Annotated in this window: 16 protein-coding genes; 9 read left to right on the forward strand and 7 right to left on the reverse strand. The window is 59.6% G+C overall.

Annotated features, from left to right (window positions below; genetic code table 11):
- Positions 1-73 precede the first annotated feature (73 nt).
- Positions 74-1,021, reverse strand: coding sequence for a hypothetical protein (locus M8N44_RS04260; protein ID WP_022396066.1), 948 nt, complete (start codon positions 1,019-1,021; stop codon positions 74-76).
- A 150-nt stretch (positions 1,022-1,171) separates the two neighbouring features.
- On the opposite strand from M8N44_RS04260, the gene M8N44_RS04265 reads away from it, so the two are divergent.
- The 3 genes from M8N44_RS04265 to proC all read left to right on the forward strand — a co-directional run bounded on the left by M8N44_RS04265 (position 1,172) and on the right by proC (position 3,604).
- Positions 1,172-2,047: an ABC transporter permease gene (locus tag M8N44_RS04265; RefSeq protein ID WP_146017775.1), complete on the forward strand. Its 876-nt coding sequence runs from the start codon at positions 1,172-1,174 to the stop codon at positions 2,045-2,047.
- An 11-nt stretch (positions 2,048-2,058) separates the two neighbouring features.
- Complete coding sequence (locus M8N44_RS04270; RefSeq protein ID WP_102728810.1) at positions 2,059-2,640, forward strand: DNA-3-methyladenine glycosylase I; 582 nt, start codon at positions 2,059-2,061, stop codon at positions 2,638-2,640.
- Between the two features lie 157 nt (positions 2,641-2,797).
- Complete coding sequence (gene proC, locus M8N44_RS04275; protein ID WP_102722308.1) at positions 2,798-3,604, forward strand: pyrroline-5-carboxylate reductase; 807 nt, start codon at positions 2,798-2,800, stop codon at positions 3,602-3,604.
- Between the two features lie 59 nt (positions 3,605-3,663).
- Here proC and M8N44_RS04280 read toward each other — a convergent pair whose 3' ends face one another.
- From M8N44_RS04280 to M8N44_RS04300, 5 genes are read right to left on the reverse strand one after another with little or no spacing between them, the layout of a single operon-like run.
- Complete coding sequence (locus M8N44_RS04280) at positions 3,664-5,091, reverse strand: hypothetical protein (RefSeq protein WP_102728811.1); 1,428 nt, start codon at positions 5,089-5,091, stop codon at positions 3,664-3,666.
- Positions 5,092-5,101: 10 nt separating this feature from the next.
- Entirely contained in the window at positions 5,102-6,544 is a 1,443-nt protein-coding gene (locus tag M8N44_RS04285) for a hypothetical protein (protein WP_102728812.1), read from the reverse strand.
- A complete protein-coding gene (locus tag M8N44_RS04290) occupies positions 6,534-7,556 on the reverse strand; it encodes a prenyltransferase/squalene oxidase repeat-containing protein (RefSeq protein ID WP_240454316.1) in 1,023 nt (340 codons plus the stop codon). Before M8N44_RS04290 ends, M8N44_RS04285 begins: the two co-directional genes overlap by 11 nt.
- A 34-nt stretch (positions 7,557-7,590) precedes the next feature.
- The gene (locus tag M8N44_RS04295) at positions 7,591-8,256 is read right to left on the reverse strand and encodes a hypothetical protein (RefSeq protein WP_022396073.1); all 666 of its coding nucleotides are present in this window, start codon (positions 8,254-8,256) and stop codon (positions 7,591-7,593) included.
- Positions 8,253-10,868, reverse strand: a complete 2,616-nt coding sequence (locus tag M8N44_RS04300; RefSeq protein ID WP_102728813.1) for an MFS transporter — start codon at positions 10,866-10,868, stop codon at positions 8,253-8,255. The genes M8N44_RS04295 and M8N44_RS04300 overlap by 4 nt, the downstream gene beginning before the upstream one ends.
- A gap of 204 nt (positions 10,869-11,072) precedes the next feature.
- Between M8N44_RS04300 and M8N44_RS04305 the strand changes: the two genes are divergently transcribed.
- Complete coding sequence (locus M8N44_RS04305) at positions 11,073-13,127, forward strand: methylmalonyl-CoA mutase family protein (protein WP_102728814.1); 2,055 nt, start codon at positions 11,073-11,075, stop codon at positions 13,125-13,127.
- A 23-nt stretch (positions 13,128-13,150) separates the two neighbouring features.
- Positions 13,151-15,295 carry a methylmalonyl-CoA mutase gene (scpA, locus tag M8N44_RS04310; protein ID WP_022396076.1) on the forward strand — a complete coding sequence of 715 codons (2,145 nt, stop codon included), beginning with the start codon at positions 13,151-13,153 and terminating at the stop codon, positions 15,293-15,295.
- Between the two features lie 99 nt (positions 15,296-15,394).
- Here scpA and M8N44_RS04315 read toward each other — a convergent pair whose 3' ends face one another.
- Positions 15,395-15,556 (reverse strand): hypothetical protein, encoded by a 162-nt coding sequence (locus M8N44_RS04315; protein ID WP_249853034.1) that lies wholly within the window; start codon positions 15,554-15,556, stop codon positions 15,395-15,397.
- A 110-nt stretch (positions 15,557-15,666) separates the two neighbouring features.
- Here M8N44_RS04315 and M8N44_RS04320 point away from each other — a divergent pair, with 110 nt between their 5' ends.
- From M8N44_RS04320 to M8N44_RS04335, 4 genes are all read left to right on the forward strand, one after another.
- Complete coding sequence (locus M8N44_RS04320; RefSeq protein WP_102728816.1) at positions 15,667-16,560, forward strand: class I SAM-dependent rRNA methyltransferase; 894 nt, start codon at positions 15,667-15,669, stop codon at positions 16,558-16,560.
- Between the two features lie 95 nt (positions 16,561-16,655).
- Entirely contained in the window at positions 16,656-17,744 is a 1,089-nt protein-coding gene (locus tag M8N44_RS04325; protein ID WP_102728817.1) for a tetratricopeptide repeat protein, read from the forward strand.
- 24 nt (positions 17,745-17,768) lie between these two features.
- Positions 17,769-19,307 (forward strand): glucose-6-phosphate isomerase, encoded by a 1,539-nt coding sequence (locus M8N44_RS04330; protein ID WP_102728818.1) that lies wholly within the window; start codon positions 17,769-17,771, stop codon positions 19,305-19,307.
- A gap of 205 nt (positions 19,308-19,512) precedes the next feature.
- Positions 19,513-19,974 (forward strand): hypothetical protein, encoded by a 462-nt coding sequence (locus tag M8N44_RS04335; RefSeq protein WP_102722299.1) that lies wholly within the window; start codon positions 19,513-19,515, stop codon positions 19,972-19,974.
- Positions 19,975-19,996: the final 22 nt, after the last annotated feature.

A 19,996-nucleotide genomic window follows, 5' to 3' on the forward strand; every position in this document is an offset into this window, starting at 1 on the left:
GGGGAGGGCGGGTTGGGGCCGGGAAAATCTTTAATTCAATACGCAAGTTCTGTCAAGAATCTCTCTGCCGTATTCAATAACAGGAAACCCGGAATTCGTATTCCTCCACGCTGCCGCGTTCCAGGCAGGCGGCCAGCCAGTCGAACAGGGCGCCGAATTCCCCGCCCAGGGTTTCCCCGGTATCGGCCTCCAGCGCCTTCAGGCGGCTGGAAGCCAGGCGCACGGGCGTCAGCTCCGCCAGCAGGGCGGCGCATTCCTCGTCCCCTGCCTTGAAAATCTCTTCCGCCCCCGGCAGTTCGCACAGGCGTTCGTCTGCAATTTCCAGGCACACGACGCCTACGCCGAATTCGGCGGCCAGTCCGCGCAGGGCGGCGCATTCGGAATCATCCGGAAGTTCCCCCACGATGACCAGTTCCCCGCACTGCGCCCAGCGGGACGTGGCCAGGGTCCTGAAAAACTCCCTCCTGCCGTCTTCTCCTCCGGGCATGCGGGCCACGCAGACGCTGCGGATGCCCATCATGGGCGCTCCGATCATGCGGCGGCGCTGGAGCGCGCTTTGGTCGAAGACCAGCGCGTTCCCCTCCCATTCCCCATCCGGCCATTCCACGACGGCCAGGTCCGGCTTCACCCATGAGGTTCCCGTTTCACTGGTGCTGAACACGAAAACCCCGCGGCCCGTGGTATCATACTGGCGCACGGCCAGGGCCAGCGCCTTGGCGCGGCAGTTCAGCGCGTCCGGTTCGTTTTCCCCCAGAAACAGGGGCAGCAGCCCCCTGGCCGCCGGTTTGCCGTCCCGGTCCCGAACGCGCCTGTAATAGCCCTGGCCGCGCTCCACCTTGGCGATTTCCGAGTCCGGCTCGGAGGCCATGAAGGAGAAATGGTAGCGCAGGGAGGCGTCTGAATACTCCTCACCCAGCCTCAGGCGCACCAGGCGGATGAGTTCGGTCCCCTTGATGGCCTGGGCCGGGTCGGAAGGCAAAAGTTCCGGAAGCAATTCTTCCAACTGGGATCGTAGACTCATACGCGCCCCATGAGAACACGGGAGGGAAGCTTCTTCAAGGCGGAAGGAGTTCAGCACATGAAATAAAAAGCTCTTTTATTTGTTCCGGAATACGGCAAGATGGTCCGCATGGCATGGATTACCTCCGGTTATATACCTTCGCCCAGGCGCATGGCCGTAATCGCCGGTACCACCTTCACGCAGCTCGTGCGGATGAAGGTGTTTCTCTTTCTGGGCCTCTTTGCCGTGGCTCTGCTGGCCCTGAGCTCCTTCCGCCTGAGCGCGGTGCTGGGGCCGGAAACCGGGGGAATCAATGAACTCGTTCTGCTGAAAAACTCCGCTTACGGCGCCATGCGGGTGTTCGGCCTCTTTTTCTGCGTGGCGGCCACGGCTCTGATTATCCCCAAGGACGCGGAAGACCGCATCCTGTACACCATCCTGTGCAAGCCGGTTCCTCGCATCGACTACCTGATGGGGAAGGTGCTGGGGGTGCTGGCCCTCACCCTGATCGCCGTGCTGCTGATGGACGCCGTGATGACGCTGGTGCTGTGGCTGCGGACGGATACGGTGGTGGCGGAGCAGATCGCCTCCCTGAAAGGCCGCTATACGGTGGAGGAAATGCAGCCGTACCTGGACAGAATCCGCCTCCAGGGCGCTACCTGGAACGTGCAGACGGGCCTGGGCGTCATGATGTGCGAATTCGTGGTCCTCTCCTCCCTCACGCTGCTGATGTCCTGCATGACGAACGGAACCATCATCAGCGCGCTGCTGACGTTCATGGTCTATCTGGCGGGGCTGTTCCAGACGCAGGCGCTCTCCCTGTGGGTGGGCTCCGGAACGGGAGGCATCTCCTGGTGGGAAATGGCGGGCAGCAGGCTGTTTGCCCTCATCTTTCCGAATTTCCAGATTTATTCCGTAACGGATTCCGCCCTGAACGGGCAGACCATTCCCCTTTCCCTGTTCGGCAGTCTGGCCCTGATTACGCTGGGGTACTTCGTCTTTCACATGACGCTGGCCGCATGGCTGTTCAGGAAAAAGGAATTTTAACCTGGAAAAGTATGGAAGACATCATCAATGCACGTTGCGGTTGGGCCGGAACAGACGAACTATATATAAAATACCATGACGAAGAATGGGGCAAACCCGTTACCGACGACAAAACCTTGTTTGAATTTCTGGTGCTTGAAAGCGCCCAGGCAGGCTTAGCCTGGATTACTATCCTCCGGAAACGCGAAGGATACCGGGAAGCCTTCCATGGCTTTGATGTGGAGAAAGTAGCGCAAATGACGCCGGAAGACATCGACCGGTTGATGCAATTTGATGGAATCGTCAAAAACCGTTTGAAAATCAATAGCACAGTCAATAACGCGAAACTGTTTATGGTTGTTCAGAAAGAATTCGGCAGTTTCTACCAGTATGCCCTTTCATTCTTCCCCGGCCGTCAGCCTGTTGTTAACAATTTCAAGACCCTAAGCCAAATCCCCGCCACATCTCCCGAATCTGACGCCATGAGCAAAGACATGAAAAAGAGAGGCTTCAAATTCTTCGGTTCAACGATGTGCTACGCTTTTTTCCAGGCGGCCGGCTTTGTGAACGACCATGTGGAAGGCTGCTTCTGCAAAGTAAATCAGGCGGAATAGACTGGAGCGTAACCGTTTACAATTTTTACGAATAATTTGCCACTGAAAGCTGGAGGAAACAGGTGCAAAAGTTTATCTTTCACTTTCACAGGTTGTAATTAATATCTTTATTTTCTATAAACCGTTTATATTTTTGACCGCAAGAAAATCATCAACCATGAAAACAGGTATCATTGGACTGGGAAAAATGGGCGGCGCCCTCCTGCGCGGCATGCTGAAAGCCGGAGCGGTGTCCCCGGAGGAAGTCTGGGTGTACGACCACCACCATGAAAACGTGCAGGCCCTTCAGCAGGAATACCCCGGCGTGCATGAAGCGGCCACGGAGGCGGATGCGGCGGACGCTGTGGAGGCCCTGATTCTGGCCGTTAAGCCGCACGGCGTACTTTCCCTCATTTCCTCCCTTTCCGAACGGGGGGAGGAGCTGCCGCTGTTGATCTCCATCGCTGCCGCCATCTCCCTGGATGACATGGAAGCCTGCGCCAGCGACGGAACGCGCATCGTGCGCGCCATGCCCAATACCCCGTGCATGGTGCTGGCCGGGGTCATCGCCTACAGCACGGGAGCCGCCGTGACGGATGAAGATGAGGAGGCGGCCCGGCGGCTGCTCTCCGGCTGCGGCTCCGTCTACAAGGTGGAGGAAGCCAGGATGAACGCTGTTTCCGCCATTTCCGGCAGCGGGCCCGCCTACATGTTTACGGTGCTGGACGCTCTTTCGGACGCCGGCGTAGCCATGGGACTGCCCAGGAAAACCGCCCTGGAAATGGCCGTGGAAACCATGCGGGGCTCCGCCCTCATGCTGGAACAGACCGGGAAGCATCCCATGGCGCTCCGGGATGAGGTGACTTCCCCCGGAGGCACCACGATTGCCGCCCTGAACGCGTTGGACGAATGCGGATTCCGCAATGCCTGGATTCAGGCGGTGAAAAGCGCCGTGCGGCGGGCGGAGGAAATGGAGGAGCATTGACGCATGCGCTCTTAAACGCTCCCGGGAACCGGATTGGCTAAAACGCGTGCGGCGCGCCTTTACCTGTTCCGGAACGGCGTTTCCCTCTGCTTCCGGAGCTCCGGGCTTTGCAGGTTGAACTGGACTTTCCGGATGGATTTCAGCGGGATTCTGACTTTTCCCAGCGCTGCGGAACGCCCTTCCATGAAGCCGTTCCTGAGGGTCTCCAGGTTCAGTGAAAGGATGCTCTGGTCCGTCAGGAAAACGCGGGTGTCCGCGCCGTCCTCCGGCAGTTTCTTCTCCTCCTGGCTTTTCTGGTCCAAGGCGCGCACCTTGGCGGTGGGGATGGTCACGTCATAGTGGTCCGACTTGATGCGGATGGAGCCGTTTTCCTGGAGGGAAATGGCTCCCCGGAGCACGTCTCCGTTCACCAGCAGGGCCTTGTCCCTGGAGGCGTCCGTGTCGTACTTGGAAATGATGTCCTGTTCCTCCGCCAGGTAGGGGAGGGCGCCGTTCCAGTCAAACACGTTCAGGTTGAACACGGCCATGTTCAAGCCGTCGTAACCGCTCACGGCAAGAGTATTGCCCGGTTTGAATTCATGCTTTTTGGAGGCTTCCCCGTCTTCTTCCTCATCGTCCCCGCTTTCATTCTCAAAGATATTGTCCATGTCCTTGACCTCCTCCCACCGGCCAACCTGTTCTCCGTTGACGTATAGGTAGTAATTGCCTTTTTCCGGGTCGGCGTAAAAATGAACGTCGGAACGCTTGACGCTCTTGTCGGCATACCAGTTCCGCTCCGTGTTCCTTTTGACCCTCCCCAGCGTCCGGTACTGGCCAGAACTATTCTTGGAGAGCTCCGCCTTTTCCAGGGAGAGGCCCAGGTCAATGCTGCTTCCGGAGTTGGAGTCCTGCCAGAGGGAGAGATTGATCCGGAACGTATTGGTATGGTAAAGGGAAAACTGTACATGGAGGCGGGACGGCATGGGGAAGGAGGTTTGCAGTTCCGTATTGTTGGAGCCGCGCATGATCCAGTACCCGTTGCGGCATTCCGGGAGCATGCTGTTGGCGGAGGACTTCCAGCCCTGGAGGGATTCCGTCGCGTTGCGCAGGTAGGCTTTCTGGGAGTCGAACCCGATGTGCCGCACGTACTTCCTGTTGACGGGAAGCAGGCCGCCCCACGCGGTTTGCAGTTGAAGGCTCTCCGTATCCAGCGCCTTCAGGGTGCCGTAAAACTCGTCCCCGTTGGCGAGCCTGATGACGGAAAACTGCTCCGGTATCTCCAGCGGACGGGAAGAAACCAGCTCGTCCAGCTCCTCTAGGTTGACATCCACGGGTTTGGAAAGAATGCTGGAGCGGACTTTCAGGTACGGGCTGTCCAGCGTGTCCAGGCTGCCCGGCAGTTTTTCCCCGGATTTAAGCGTAATGACCCCTTCCGCCCGTGAGCCGGGCGGAAGGACGGCGGCCAGCAGGGCGCAGGCGCCCAGGAAAAGCGTTATTGCTTGTTTCATGGCGGATATATCAGGGGGTGGAGCGGGATGGCTGTGCGGAATTCAGAAACTCCACGCGGGTGATGTTTTTCAGGGGCAGGGAAATCTGCCCGAGCTGCGGATGCCGCAGGATGATTCTCAGGGAATCCATGCTCAGGATGTTGCCGTGCAGGCGGGAGCCGTCCTTCATCAGAATGCTGTGGCATGCCGCAGAGCGGGAATCGTCCTTCTTGTTCTGCTCCGCGAAAAAGACGGTATCCAGATACTTGGCGGGGATGGAAAGCTCCCGGGGAATGCCCGGATATTCCTTGTCCGTGGAAAGAGTCAGCGTCTTATTCCTGCTGTTGTAGCTGCTGATGGAACCGGGAATGGCGTCCTCCTCCTTCGTCAGGACAAGGTCCGTTGCGGCATTTCCATTCTTGGTCACGGATTTGGCGCTCAGGGTAATGGAGGAAAGGGCCAGCCTGCTGATGGTCAGGGAGACGTGCCCTTCCATCTGGAGGCCGAAGGCGTCCCCCTGCAACGGTTGTTCCGGGGGGCTGGGGTCCGTCATCAGCTTGGGCGGCAGGTCTCCCACCAGCAGCTCGTAAACCTGCTCGTTCTCTCCCTGCCGGGAGGCCGTCAGCCTGATATCCACGCCTTCCGTCAGGGTAGGGGTGGGGATGTCCACTTCCCCCAGCACGATGATGCCGGACTTCTGTTCCCGGAGAAGGATGCATTTGCCGGGAGCGATGCTGAGCATGAGCCTGTTCAGGCTGCTGCCGGAATTGGACCGGAAGGGAATGTTCTCGTTCCCTCCGAAGCAGAAGACAATGCCGGCGCGATCGTTGTTGCCGTCCATCGTCATGGTGGTGCGGAAGGTGAAGGAGGAAGGATCCAGGCCGATGTTCTTGTACAGGGGAATCCAGGTGGGGTAGTCGCTGTTGCCCAGCCGGTACTGGTACTTGTCTCCCTGGATTTTCGGTTTCAGGGCGTTCATCAGTTTTCTTCCGGACTGGGTGCGGTAATCGTCCTCCCGGTTGCCGGAATAAACCCAGCTGTTGTCGAAAATCAGGGGTTCCTGCCAGAAGCCCTTTTCCTGGAGCGTATCCAGCCGGAAGCCGGCCACCTGGTCGCGGGGGATGGAACGCTCGTTGCCCAGCATGTCCCGGTACTGCACCTTGTCCTGCGTGATGGAGATGATGTTGCACGGGATGATGTCCCGATGTCCCGTAGCCATGAAAATCTTGTCCCTGGCTCGCAGGTCCGGGGAGGAGGTGCCTGTGAAATAAAGCGCGCGGATTTCCGACGGGAGGATGACCGCGTTCTGGCGCATGGCCGGGTGCTTGATGACGATGCCCTGTTTGCCGTAGGAGACGATTTCCCCGCGGAGGCGGTAATTGCTGTCCGTGACCACGTCCACAACGGAATTGGCCCAGGCGGTCAGCAGGCAGGCCGGAGCCAGCAGAAGGGAAAGGCGGATTCTATTGTTCATAGATGGGTAAAAATCTGTAATTGAGCGCCAGGGAAAGCAGGGCCGCGGAGGTGGAATACGCTGCGGAATGGTCTGAGAGCCAGGAACCGTTGGGTGCCTGGGAGGCGCCCAGGTAGCGCATGTTCTTGTAATTCCATTCCTTCCATACCTCCTGGTCCGCATGGAACAGGGCCTGGGACATGTAATACTCAAAATAGAAAGGGTAGGAGGAATCCCGGTAATTCAGGTTCTTTTTCAGGTAGGCCAGGGAATCCTTGAAGGACGGGTCCGTCTTAAGGCGTGCCAGGGACAGCGTCAGGGAGCCGATGGCGGTGAGGGTGACGCGGGGGCCCGCCGGGCCGGTATAGCCGTAGGCGCCCTTCTTGTCACGGCAGGAAGCCATATACTTGAGGCCGCGTTCAAAGGCCTCGTCCGGCACGGGAATGCCCGCGTTGCGCGCCGCGAACAGGGAGACGATCTGGCAGCCGGTCACCGTGCTGTCCGCATCCGTGGACTCCGGGGAATAGCGCCAGCCTCCCGTCTTGTTCTTCTTCTGGGCGGTCAGCGTCAGGGCCACGGCCTTCCGGAGGGCGGGGCCTATGCGGTCGTCCCTCACCATGCCGTAGGCCTCCGCCAGCGCCAGCGTGGCGAAACCGTGGTTGTACATGGAATCCCCAATGTAGCCGGATCCCCTGTTCTGCTTGGAAAGGATGTAATTCACGCAGCGGCGCACCATGGTGGCGTACGGCCCCGTGTTCGGGTCGTCCCCGTGGGCCAGCACGGACATGAGGCAGAAGCCGATGATGCCGGGCTCCTGCCCGTAGGTGCCATCATAGGTGCCGTCCGTCTTCTGGGCGTTCTGGAGGTAACGGAGTCCCTTCACGTACATCAGCTCTACCTGGGGCGGCACGGGGGAAGACGTTCTCATGGAGGATTGGGCAGCGGCGTTCTGCGGCGCGGCCGCCATGCAGCAGAGAAGAACGGTAAGGAGGATGAGGGCCTTTTTCATGGGGGAAAGGGAGTTATTGTTCATTCACGGGCGGGAGCCGCCCGGCGGGCGTGCATGTTTACTTCTGAAGGGTTTTGTTGTAGGCGTCCAGCGCCTTGCGGAATTCGGAGGGCATGTCGTCCGCGGACATGCCGGTGGATTTGGGAACGGAGCGCGTTTCCGTAGCCATGTCCGGATTGGAAACGCCCTTCTCCTGGGTGGAGGCCATGTTGGATTTTCCGTCCGCTCCGTGTCCGGGATTGTTTCCCTTGCCTTTCTGGGAGCCGTTCTGTCCTTCTCCTTCGCCTTCTCCCTCCCCGTCCTGCTGTTCCGCAGACTGGGAATCGTTGTCCATGCCCAGTAGCTGGCGCAGCATGTCCATCAGGGCCTGTCCTCCGGGCTTGGGTTGTCCGCCGGCTCCGGTCATCTTGGCCTTGGCGGCCTGGTAGATCAGCTCAATCACGTCCGACTGGGCGGCCAGCGTCTGGCCGCCCGTATTGTAAACCTCCAGCAGGTCCACGGCGTCATTCATGGCATGGCGGCACTTTTTCAGCAGGTCCACCACATTCTCATTGGTTTCTCCCAGGATCAGGTCGGAGGTGTCCGCCTGGAGTTCGTCCTGTTGTCCGGCCAGCTTGGAGGCCGTTTCCTTGTGCTTGGCGGAATATTCCGGAGCGGGCTCCGGAGCGGCGGCGCAGGGCAGGGAAACTGCCAGAATCAGGGCGGAAAGGTTCACGGTATTCATGGGGCTGGCGCAGTAAGGGTTTTGCGGTGTTCCTGCTCGGCGGCGCGGGTGCGCATGCGGATGTCCTGTTCCTGCTGGATCATGCGGATGATTTTCAGCATGAACTCGAACTCGGCGTCGGAAATGGAGGCCTGGTCGCCACCGCCGCTTCCGCCACCGCCGCCGCGGCTCTTCTTGTAATCGTCTATCAGCTTGGCCCAGTGGCGCAGGGTGGAGGCATACAGGCGGGATTCGTCAATGGAGCGGGCCGTAATCGCGTTTAGGATGTTGCCGTGCACCAGGTCCAGCTTTTCGCGGAGGGAGAAGGCGCTCATCTGGTTGTACAGGTCGCTGTAAATGCGTTCCCCGGTGCGGGACTTGTAATAGCTGAGGTCTTCCAGAATCCAGCCGATGTCCTGCGTGGAGGCGTTTTGAAGGGTGGCGATGGTTTCCATCTCCCGTTTGGTGGAGGGGTCAAGTTCATCCATGGTCATGCCCACAATGATATTGATCTGGCCAGCAAGCGCGTTCGCGATGGAATCCTCCTTGGCGGCGGCCTGCTTGAGCCGCGCCACGAAGGTGCTGGCCTCCATGTCCTGCGCGGACTTGGAAAGCTGGTTCATGGCGTCTTTAAGCGCCTGGGTGGCGTCCGAATGGGAGCTCTCCCCGTCGTCCAGGTCCTTCCGGCTCTCCTGTTCGGAGCGGTTCTCGGAGGCGGAATCCCGGAACTGCTTCTGCGCCTTCTTCATGGGGCCGTTGGGAATGGGCTTGAGCATGGAGATGCCCTTCATGAACTCCTTCATGCCGGAGGGGTCTATCTGGGGGTTGCGGGAAGCCTCCTTGAACAGGTCCTCCGAGCGGTTGAGCAGGTCGCTCAATTCGCGCCTGTTGGTCTGTTCTTCATCCGCCAGGGCGTGCAGGCGTTCCTGGGACTCCGCCTTTTTCAATTCACTGCCTTCCATTCCTTTCAGGCGCTTCGCCTCGTCCGTCATGGCGTCCATGCGGCGGATCATCCCCTCCAGCTCGCTGGTGATGCGTTCCAGTTCATTGCGGATCATCTGGGCATGCTCTGATTTGGAAAGGACGAAGATGATCATGGGTTCCGAATAAACGCGTTTTCCCCCGGGCTTGTAATCCTGCGTGAACCCGCGCACGACGACGCGCTGGGGGGACAATTTCAGCGCCCTGGCCTGGAACAGGTACGTCTCTTTCAGGCTGGCCTGGGTGGGATGGCCGTCCGCCAGAACCTTTTCCCCGCGCAGGCCGGGAACGGGCTTGCCTGCCTTGGCCGGGTCCGGAGCGGCGGTGTTCTCTTCCTCATCGTCATAAAAAGATTTTTCCCCCTGCCATTCCACCCCCATTTCCCGGAGGCCGAAATCGTCCGCCGCCTCCACCTCCAATTCAATGCTGGTGTCTTCCAGCACGTAGCGGTCATTCTCCCCTCCTCTCAGGTAAATGGAAGGCTGCTTGTCCTCAATGGGTTCCAGGCGTATCCGCACAGGCTGGGAGGTCGCAAGGCCGTCGCTGTCCGTCCAGGTGAGTTCTATTTCCCTGGGGTCTTTTTCCAGGCGGATATCCGGAATGACAACGCTGCTCCCTTCCACGCGGAGCGGCTTACCCTGCGCGTCCGCCGCGGATGCCAGGTTCTGGGAGGCAGTCACCTTCAACGTCAGCGTGGAGCCTTCCGGGGCGGAAATGACGCCTGCGCGCATGGCCTCCTGCCCGTCGGGGCGCGCCATATAGGCGGGGTAGGCCACGGTGGCCGTAGCGCCCAGCAGGGAGGGGCGGGCCTTCGGAATGATTTTCAGCCGCCGCACGACGTCCCCCGCGAAAAACTCCAGCCTGTCCGCCTGCTGCATGGGAGGAATGTGGATTTTATACACGCCGTCCGTCAGGGGGGCCTGCTGGCGCACCCTGTTGCGGAAGAAATACTCTGCCGTCTGCGGGCGGGACTTGGTGGCGTTCGCCAGTTTGAGCTCATACAGGTAGCTTTCCCCCAGGGGAATGACCAGGGAATCCGGCGTAGGGTCCAGCTGGGTGAACGTATAGCGTTCCGGAGGATCGAACGGTTGGAGCCAGCGTTCCAGGGCGTTCCCCGCCGCTTCCGGGCTCACCAGGCATACGCCTGCCGTGCATAAGGCCAGGATGGCCAGCAGGACGAACAATTTCTTGTGGCTGGGCCTGGGGATATTCACCGTCAGATCCCGCGCGGACACTTCGCGGGCCACCTGTTCCATGGCGGCCGCTTTCAATTTTTCAGAACTGTACTGGCGCCCGTACTTTTCGGAATCCAGTTCGATGACGCCCAGGAGCCGGTCCCCCAGCGCCGCATCCGTCCGGGAAATCAGGCGCGCCAATTGGGCCTCCGTGCGCCTCTGCCACACCCACCGGAAGCTCCACCACGGGATAAACACCGCCAGGCCGGCCATGGCGGTGAAAAAAAGAATCCAGCCCACGGCGGAGGGCGTTTCCCACAATCTGTCGGAGAGGTACAGAAGAACGTAGGAAAGGATCACGGCAATGCCTGCAAGGCATACGGCTTCCAGCATCTTAACCGTTCTGAGGCGGCGGCGGAAGGAGTGAAGCTGCCTGACCAGCTGGGCAGGAAGTTTGACGGTAGTTGAAGGGGGCATGCTTAATCCCGGTATTTACGCTATTTACATCGTTTTTGCAAGCTCGCCGCGCGTGATGTGGTAAATTCGCGTTCATTGGGCTTGGAGTGTTTTTCTCGCTGGACTTTATAGTTTGATTTCCTAAAATAACGCTGCGCTTTAAATCTGGCCTGGTTTGCGCATGACTAAAAACCAACATATTAGGCCTTACCCATTGACTTCGCCATGCAACAGGGAAACAAAACAACGGCTCCGGAGGTTGACTTCGGAGAATTCGCACCAGCCACATACGCCGAATGGCGTGAGGCAGCCGTCGCTGCCTTGAAAGGGGCTGACTTTGACAAGAAGCTTTTTACCAAGCTTGTGGAGGGAATCACTCTGCATCCCATCTATAACAAATGGGATGAACACGCTCCGGTGGCGCCTGCCGGGCAATTCCCGTACCGCCGCGGAACGCGCGCCCTGGGCTATATGGAAAAGCCCTGCGAAATTGCCCAGAGCATTCCCGCCTCCACTCCGGAAGATTTCAACGGCAAGCTTCTGCACGATCTGGACCGCGGCCTCACTGCCGTGAACGTCCAGCTCAACTGCAAGTGCGGCTTGAAGCTGCGCAAGCAGGCCGACTGGGATACCGCTCTCAAGGGTGTGCAGCTTGACAAGCTGCCCGTGTACATCACGCCCGGCTCCTGCGGCCTGGGCACTTTCTCCATGTTCCTGAACACGTACAAGGCGGCCGGATTCAACACGGCGGACCTCAAGGGCGGCGTTCTGTACGACCCGGTGGGCAAGGCCGTGATGAAGGGCTCCCTCTGCGGGGGGAAGGGCATCTGCGCCTACTATGACCAGATGGCGGTGATGACCAAATGGGCCGTCGCCAACGCTCCCGCCTTCCAGACCATCGGCGTCAGCGGACTGCCTTATGCGGACTCCGGCGCTTCCTCCTTTGAAGAAGTGGGCTCCATGCTCTCTACCGCTGTGGCCTACCTGCGCGCCATGGAGGAACGCGGCATCTCCGTGAATGAAGCTGCCGCGCACATGCGCTTTACGGTCTCCATTGGAGCCAACCTGTTCCTGGAAATCGCCAAAATCCGCGCCCTGCGCGAACTCTGGGCCATCATCGTGAAGGAATGCGGCGGCAGTGAGGAAGCTGCCAAAATCAAGCTTCATGCCCGCACCTCCTTCTGGACCCTTTCTAAGGTGGACCCGTGGGTCAACCTTCTGCGCGGCTCCGCCCAGGCCTTCTCCGCCATCATGGGCGGCGTGGACAGCATTGATGTGCTGCCCTTTGACGCGGCCGTGCGCATGCCGGACGAATTCTCCCGCCGCATCGCCCGCAACTGCCCGCTGATTCTGCTGGGCGAATGCAACCTGGACAAGGTAGTGGACCCCGCCGGCGGTTCCTGGTACCTGGAAAACCTGACGGACGAAGCCTCCCGGAAAATCTGGGACGTCTTCCAGGGCATTGAAAAGGAAGGCGGCATCATCAAGGCCCTCAAGGCCGGTTCCATTCAAAAGAGCGTGAACGCTACCGCCGCCAAGCGCTATCAGCTGGCCGACCAGCGCCGCCAATCCATCGTGGGCGTCAACCAGTACGTCAACCTGGCGGAGAAAAAGCTGGAAACGCCGGAAGGCGCCGCCTGCGCCGCTCCCAAGGGACACGGCTGCTGCAAAAATGCGGACGTGCAGCTCCCGGAAGTGGAAATGAGCGTGGACTCCGCCTGCAAGGCCGCCAGTGAAGGCTTCTCCACCTGCCTTATCAACAAGGCTCTCGTGGCCGGCGCCGACTGCAAGTGCGGCGAACCGCTGGAAATGGAAGCCCTGCCGAAGCGCCGCCTGGCGGAACGCTTTGAATCCCTGCTTGCCAAGGCCGATGCCTGGGTGGAGGAAAAAGGCTCCCGCCCGATGGTATTCTTCGCGAACATGGGCCCGCTGCGCCAGCACAAGGCCCGTGCGGACTTCTCCCGCGACTTCCTGCGCGCCGGCGGCCTGGACGTGGTTTACCCGTCCGGCTTCCAGACCCCGGAAGACGCGGCCAGGGCGGCTGCGGAAAGCGGCTGCGCCGTGTGTGTGATCTGCTCCACGGACGACACCTATCCGGAAATCGTTCCCGCCTTCTGCAAGGCGCTCAAGGAAATCAAGCCGGACATGATGGTGGCCCTCGCCGGTTATCCGGCCGACCATGTGGAAGCGTTCAAGGAAGCCGGCGTGGATATCTTCATCCACGTCAAGGCCAACTGCTACAACACCGTTGAAGCTATCCAGAACAAGATCGGCCTCTAACAACCACCAACCTATTTCATTCAATGAGCAATATTCCTGATTTTGCATCCGCCTCCTATCCTGAAATCAAGGCCGGCGCCCCGGCCACGGCTTCCGGAACGGAAACCTGGATGACCAATGAACAGATTCCCGTGCCGCCCACCTACTCGGAAAGCGTGTACGACGACTGCCTGCACTTGGACTTCACGGCCGGTGTGGCCCCCAACCTCCGCGGACCGTATGCCACCATGTACGTGGCTCGTCCCTGGACCGTGCGCCAGTATGCCGGCTTCTCCACGGCGGAGGAATCCAACGCCTTCTATCGCCGCAACCTGGCGGCGGGCCAGAAGGGCCTCTCCATCGCCTTTGACCTGGCGACGCACCGCGGCTATGACTCCGACCACCCCCGCGTGGTGGGTGACGTGGGCAAGGCCGGCGTGGCCGTGGACTCCATCCTGGACATGGAAATCCTCTTCAAGGGCATTCCGCTGGACAAAATGTCCGTTTCCATGACCATGAACGGCGCCGTGCTGCCCGTGCTGGCCTTCTACATCGTGGCCGCCCAGGAACAGGGCTGCACGCTGGACCAGCTCTCCGGCACGATCCAGAACGACATTCTCAAGGAATACATGGTGCGCAACACCTACATCTATCCGCCTGATCCCTCCATGAAGATCATTGCGGACATCTTTGAGTTCACCTCCAAGTACATGCCCAAATTCAACTCCATTTCCATCTCCGGCTACCACATGCAGGAAGCCGGCGCTACGGCGGACCTGGAAATGGCGTACACGCTTGCGGACGGCCTGGAATACGTGCGCACCGGGATCAAGGCCGGCATTGACATTGACGCCTTTGCCCCGCGCCTCTCCTTCTTCTGGGCCCAGGGCAAGAACTACTTCATGGAAGTGGCCAAAATGCGCGCCGCCCGCGTGCTGTGGGCCAAGCTCATCAAGCAGTTCAACCCCAAGAACCCGAAATCCCTGGCCCTGCGCACGCACTCCCAGACTTCCGGCTGGTCCCTCACGGAGCAGGACCCGTTCAACAACGTGACCCGCACCTGCATTGAAGCCCTGGCCGCCGCCTGCGGCCACACGCAGTCCCTGCACACGAACTCCCTGGACGAAGCGATCGCCCTGCCGACGGACTTCTCCGCCCGCATCGCCCGCAACACCCAGCTCCATCTTCAGGATGAAACCACCATCTGCAAGGTGATCGACCCGTGGGGCGGCTCCTACTACGTGGAATACCTGACCAATGAGCTCATCCGCAAGGGCTGGGCCCACCTTCAGGAAGTGGAAAAACTCGGCGGCATGGCCAAGGCCATTGAAACCGGGCTGCCCAAGATGCGCATTGAAGAAGCCGCGGCGCGCCGCCAGGCCGCCATTGACTCCGGCAAGGAGCCCATCATCGGCGTCAACAAATACCGTCTGGAACAGGAAGCCAAGATGGACATTCTGGAAGTGGACAACACCACCGTCCGGGACGCCCAGATCGCCCGCCTGCAGAAGCTGCGCGCGGAACGTGACTCCGCCGCGTGCGAAGCTGCGCTGGAAGCCCTGTCCGAATGCGCCCGCACGGGGGAAGGCAACCTCCTTGACCTTGCCATCAAGGCGGCCAAGGCCCGCGCCTCCCTGGGTGAAATCTCCTCCGCCCTGGAAAAACACTTCGGGCGCCACAAAGCACCAATCAAACTCATTACCGGCGTGTACGCTCAAACCTATGGTCAAGATCCGCTGGTGGAGGAAGTCCGCAAAATGACGGACGACTTCGCCGAACGCACGGGGCGCCGTCCCCGCATCCTCGTCGCCAAGATGGGCCAGGACGGCCACGACCGCGGCGCCAAGGTGGTCTCCTCCGCCTATGCCGACCTCGGCTTTGACGTGGACGTAGGCCCGCTCTTCCAGACGCCGGAAGAAACCGCCAAAATGGCGATTGAAAACGACGTGCACATGATCGGCATGAGCTCCCTGGCCGCCGGCCACAAGGTGCTGCTGCCCGCCCTGGTGGAGGAACTCGCCAAGCAGGGCCGTCCGGACATCCTGGTCTTCTGCGGCGGCGTCATCCCCGCCCAGGACTATGACTTCCTGAGGGAACACGGTGCGGTGGCCATCTTCGGCCCGGGCACCAACATCCCGGAAGCCTCCAAGGAAATCATGGAAGCCCTCAACGAGCAGTACGCCGACTAAGGCCCTCGTTGGAAAAACAGCATCAATCATCAGGGAGCCGGATCACGGGATCCGGCTCCCTTTTTTGTGAGCTCCCCGGACTCTCTCCATAGGGAGCTTTCATCCGGAATGGCAGTGAATGGACCTGATGAACAGAGTGGACTTAATCTTTACTTTGTCCATGAAGTCCATGAAGTCCATGAAGTCCATGAAGTCCATGAAGTCCATGAAGTCCATGAAGTCCATGAAGTCCATGAAGTCCATGAAGTCCATGAAGTCCATTTCCGCGGCAATGGAACAACACTGCCTCCACAGAACCCTCTGGTCCAAAACCCCCCTTTTCTTGCTTTTGCATTGCCCCTTGCGGTCAAATTCCGTAGTCTCGTCCCGCCGTGAGCCGCACCTACCGCCATTGCCTGGACTGCAAAAAAGGATTGATTCCTGCCGAGACCGACATCTTCCGCGTGATTGACGGGGAAGGGGACGGGCGCCTGGGCGTATTTGTGGACCAAATGGGGGACCGCGTTCTGGTCTCCACGCGGGACTGCCCCATCCCCACGGATTTGGAACGCGAACTTCGTGAACTGGGCATGCCCGTATTCCACAAAAAGCTGGAACAGAACCAGAAAGAAGCGCCCGTGCAAATAGCCGGACCGGAACTCCCCCTGCAATTTACGGTCACGGAGCAGGGCGTGCGTTTCAAAATAGACATGTCCACCGGTTATTCCCAGGGAATCTTTCTGGACCAGCGCGACCACCGCCGCCAGGTGAGGGAACGGAGCAGACCCGGCATGAGGGTGCTGAACACCTTCGCCTATACCGGGGCCTTTTCCGTATATGCCGCCCTGGGAGGGGCTCAGACGACCACGCTGGACCTGGCGCAGCCCTGCCTGGACTGGGCCAGGGAAAACTTCAGCCTGAACGGCATTGATCCCTCCACCCAGTACTTCTGCAAGGGGGACGTCCGCCGCTGGCTGGAACGGTTCGCCAGGCAGGGCCGCTCCTTCCACGGCATTATTCTGGACCCCCCCACGTTCTCCCGGGATGACCGGGGAAGGGTGTTCCGGGTGGAATCCCACTACGGGGAACTGGTGGCCCAGGCGCGCGAATGCCTGGAACCCGGCGGCTGGATGCTGTGCACCAGCAACTGCCGCAAGCTGAGCCATGAGGACTTCCGCAGGATGGTGGCGGAGGCTCTTCCCGGCTTCCGGCTGACCCATGATCCCATGCCTCCGGACTTCACCGGAGAGGATTATCTGAAAAGATTGTGGATAGATTGGAAATGAATATTTTATGAAAAATTTTCCTCACCTCCGCTGACGCATTTTATCCTTTTGAAAGCCCTCCCGGTCTGGTAGGAAACCGCCCAATTACTTTTTCTATGAAAAAACTAGCCTATGTTGCGGGACTCTTCGCGCTTACGTGCGCCCCTCTGCTTGCCGCCCTCTATGAAAACCTGGAGGTGGGAATGGACAAGGACCAGGTGCTGAAAACCCTGAGGCAGAGCAAGCAGCTTGAAGGGCCGCCCACGGACGCCCTCCTTTCACGCACCGGCCTCAACGGCGTATTTAAGACCAAACAGTCCATCGGCGGCCAGACCTTTTCCCTGAACTTTGACTATGACCCCTCCGGCGGCTTGAGGGCCGTTGTCTTCTACTCCCGGAGCAAATGCCGCGGTTCCGAGTATGAAACCAAATTGAAATCCGCCTACAAGGCTCTTCTGGTGGGCCTGACGGAAAAATTCGGGGAACCGGCGAACATGCCGGAATGGGTGGCCAAGGAATCCCTTCAGGAAGGCCGCATCCAGTACATGCACATGTGGAGGGTATCCCCCGGCGTCTTCCTGATGTCCGGCCTGGGCAACATGGGAGCCATGGAAGGGTATTTCCCCCTCTTCCGCTTTTCCGGGCCGTCCGGCATGCCCCCCAAATCCAAAAGGGACCGGGAGGAACTGAAGAGGGAATGGGCCGCCATCCCGGAATTCCCCGGATTGAAGGAGGCGGAACTCCACATCTCCGATGCCGTGCGCGCCATGGGCACCAAAAAATATGAAGACGCCTTTGAATGCTTCCAGCAGGCGGCGGAACTGGGCAGTCCCCGCGGCTACTGGGGCATGGCGTTCCTGTCTGAGCTGGGCAAATACGGCGTGAAGCGGGACAAGAAAAAAGCGGATGAAATGAACCGCAAGGCCGCTGCTGCGGGCTATGCCGCCTCCGCCTCCAAATTTGGCGCCACGTGGCCGGATGCCGCGCGGGCCCTGGGCCTCTCCGCCACGGCAGCCAGGGAACAGCTCCATATGCGCCAGCGGGCGGCTGCGGAAGGCTATGCCTCGGAACAATACAACATGGGCATCATGTACCACACCGGTTTTGGCATGCCCAAGGACCCTGCCAAAGCCCGTGAATGGTTCCAGAAGGCGGCGGACCAGGATGACGTGCAGGCCAAAAGCATCCTGAAAAAACTCCAGTAACTCTTTTTCCAATCCATTACTATCATGAGCCTATACGCACAACAACTCGTTCGCTACCCTGAACTGGGCATCTCCCTTGACTTTTCCAAACTTCCTCTGGACGACGCCTTCCTGTCCTCCATGCAGGGGCGGATAGACAGGGCGTTCGCCGACATGAAGGCGCTGGAATCCGGCGCCATTGCCAACCCGGATGAAAAACGCATGGTGGGCCACTACTGGCTGCGCAACTCCGCACTGGCTCCCACGCCGGAACTGAAAGCCGCCATTGATGGACCTCTGGCGGACGTCAAGGCCTTCGGCCGGGATGTTCTGGACGGCAAAATCACGCCTCCCCGCGCGGAACAATACTCCGCCGCCCTCGTCATCGGCATCGGCGGTTCCGCCCTTGGCCCGGAACTGGTGGCGGACGCCATCCCTGCCGCTGGGCTGGACATGTTCTTCCTGGATAACACGGACCCGGACGGCATGTACAAGGTGCTGGAATCCCTGCCGCTGGAAGAAACGCTCGTCGTCGTCATCTCCAAATCCGGCGGCACGCCGGAAACCCGCAACGGCATGCTGGTGGCCCAGGACTTCTTTAAAAAGAACGGTGTGGAATTCGCGCCCCAGGCGGTTGCCGTCACGGGGGTGGGCTCCAAACTGGACAAAACGGCTGAAGCGGAAGGCTGGCTCAAGCGCTTCCCGATGGAAGACTGGGTGGGCGGCCGCACGTCCGTCATGTCCGTGGTCGGCCTGGTTCCCGCCGTGCTTCAGGGCGTGGACGTGGATGAACTGCTGGAAGGCGCGCGCCTGATGGATGAAAAGACCCGCCAGGACTGCGTGAAATGCAACGCCGCCATGAAGCTGGCGCTGGCCTGGTACAAGGCCACCAACGGCAAAGGGGAAAAGGACATGGTGGTTCTCCCCTACAAGGATGCCCTGGTGCTCTTCTCCAAATACCTTCAGCAGCTCATTATGGAATCCCTCGGCAAACGGCTGGACCTGGATGGCAACGAAGTCTGCCAGGGCATCTCCGTATACGGCAACAAGGGCTCCACGGACCAGCACGCCTATGTGCAGCAGCTCCGCGACGGCGTGAACAACTTCTTCGCCACCTTTATCGAAGTGCGGGAATGTTCCGCGGACGCGGTGGAAGTGGAAGCGGGCGCCACCTGCGGAGACTTCCTCCAGGGCTTCCTGCGCGGCACCCGCCAGGCGCTGGCGGAATCCGGCCGTTCCTCCATCACCATCTCCATTCCGGAAGTGAACGCCAAAACGCTCGGCATGCTGATCGCCCTGTTTGAGCGCGCCGTCTCCTTCTATGCCTCCCTCGTGAACATCAACGCCTACCACCAACCCGGCGTGGAGGCCGGCAAAAAGGCCGCGGGGACCTTCCTGGCCCTGCTGGGGAAAGTAAGGGCGGCCCTTGGCTCCACCCCGGAAACCGCCGCCCAGGTAGCTGCCCGGCTGGATGCGGACCAGGAAGCCGTGTACCACTGCCTGGTGCATATCGCCTCCAGTGATTCCTCCGTCAAGTGGGTCCAGGCCGCCTGCGCGGATGAAGACACCTTCTGCAAGGCGTAAAAATAAAAAACATATTCCTTCCGGCGGACGCTTATCTGGTTGATAAGCGTCCGCTTTTTATTTACAAGGAAACGCCCCTGTGAAGCCTGCCACCGCTGCCGGCGTCCTCGTGAATCCTTAAAGCTGTCTTGAAGAACCCCAACTTCAGTCGGAGACTTATACGTTCCGAAAAACTCGGATTAATTTAATATTCTCTCTCAAAATCATGAAACCTATTCTTCTGGCGGGAAGCTCCTTGCTGGTTCTTTCCTCCTGCTCCATTACCCAGGAAAGCCCTGTGAACATAAAAGGCCTTTCCAACGTTTTGTCCTCCACAGCCTCGCAAGAATTGCAGAGGGCGGGGGAGGAAGCATGCCGCAAGGCCGGGTACAGCAACTTCAGTTCCAATATTCTGGTTTTTTCCACGGATGTATCCTACCATTTTACGGGCCGCGCAATCCTGGACATCGACCGGGTGACAAGGAAGCAAATTCAGGATATCTGTTATATTTCGGAACCTCCCAATGTGCGGATCAAGGGTAAAATGACGGTAGCCCGCACCCGGAACTATAGAATCCCGGGGATCATTCTTCCATTACTCCGTTGGACGGGCGGCACCATTTATGTGGAATGTCCCGTAGATATCCTTTATTACGAGCCGGATTCCTCCTTCCGGGAATCGCTTTGAAAAATGCAGCCGGGAGCACGGA

Source organism: Akkermansia massiliensis, assembly GCF_023516715.1.
GTDB classification, from domain to species: Bacteria; Verrucomicrobiota; Verrucomicrobiia; order Verrucomicrobiales; family Akkermansiaceae; genus Akkermansia; species Akkermansia massiliensis.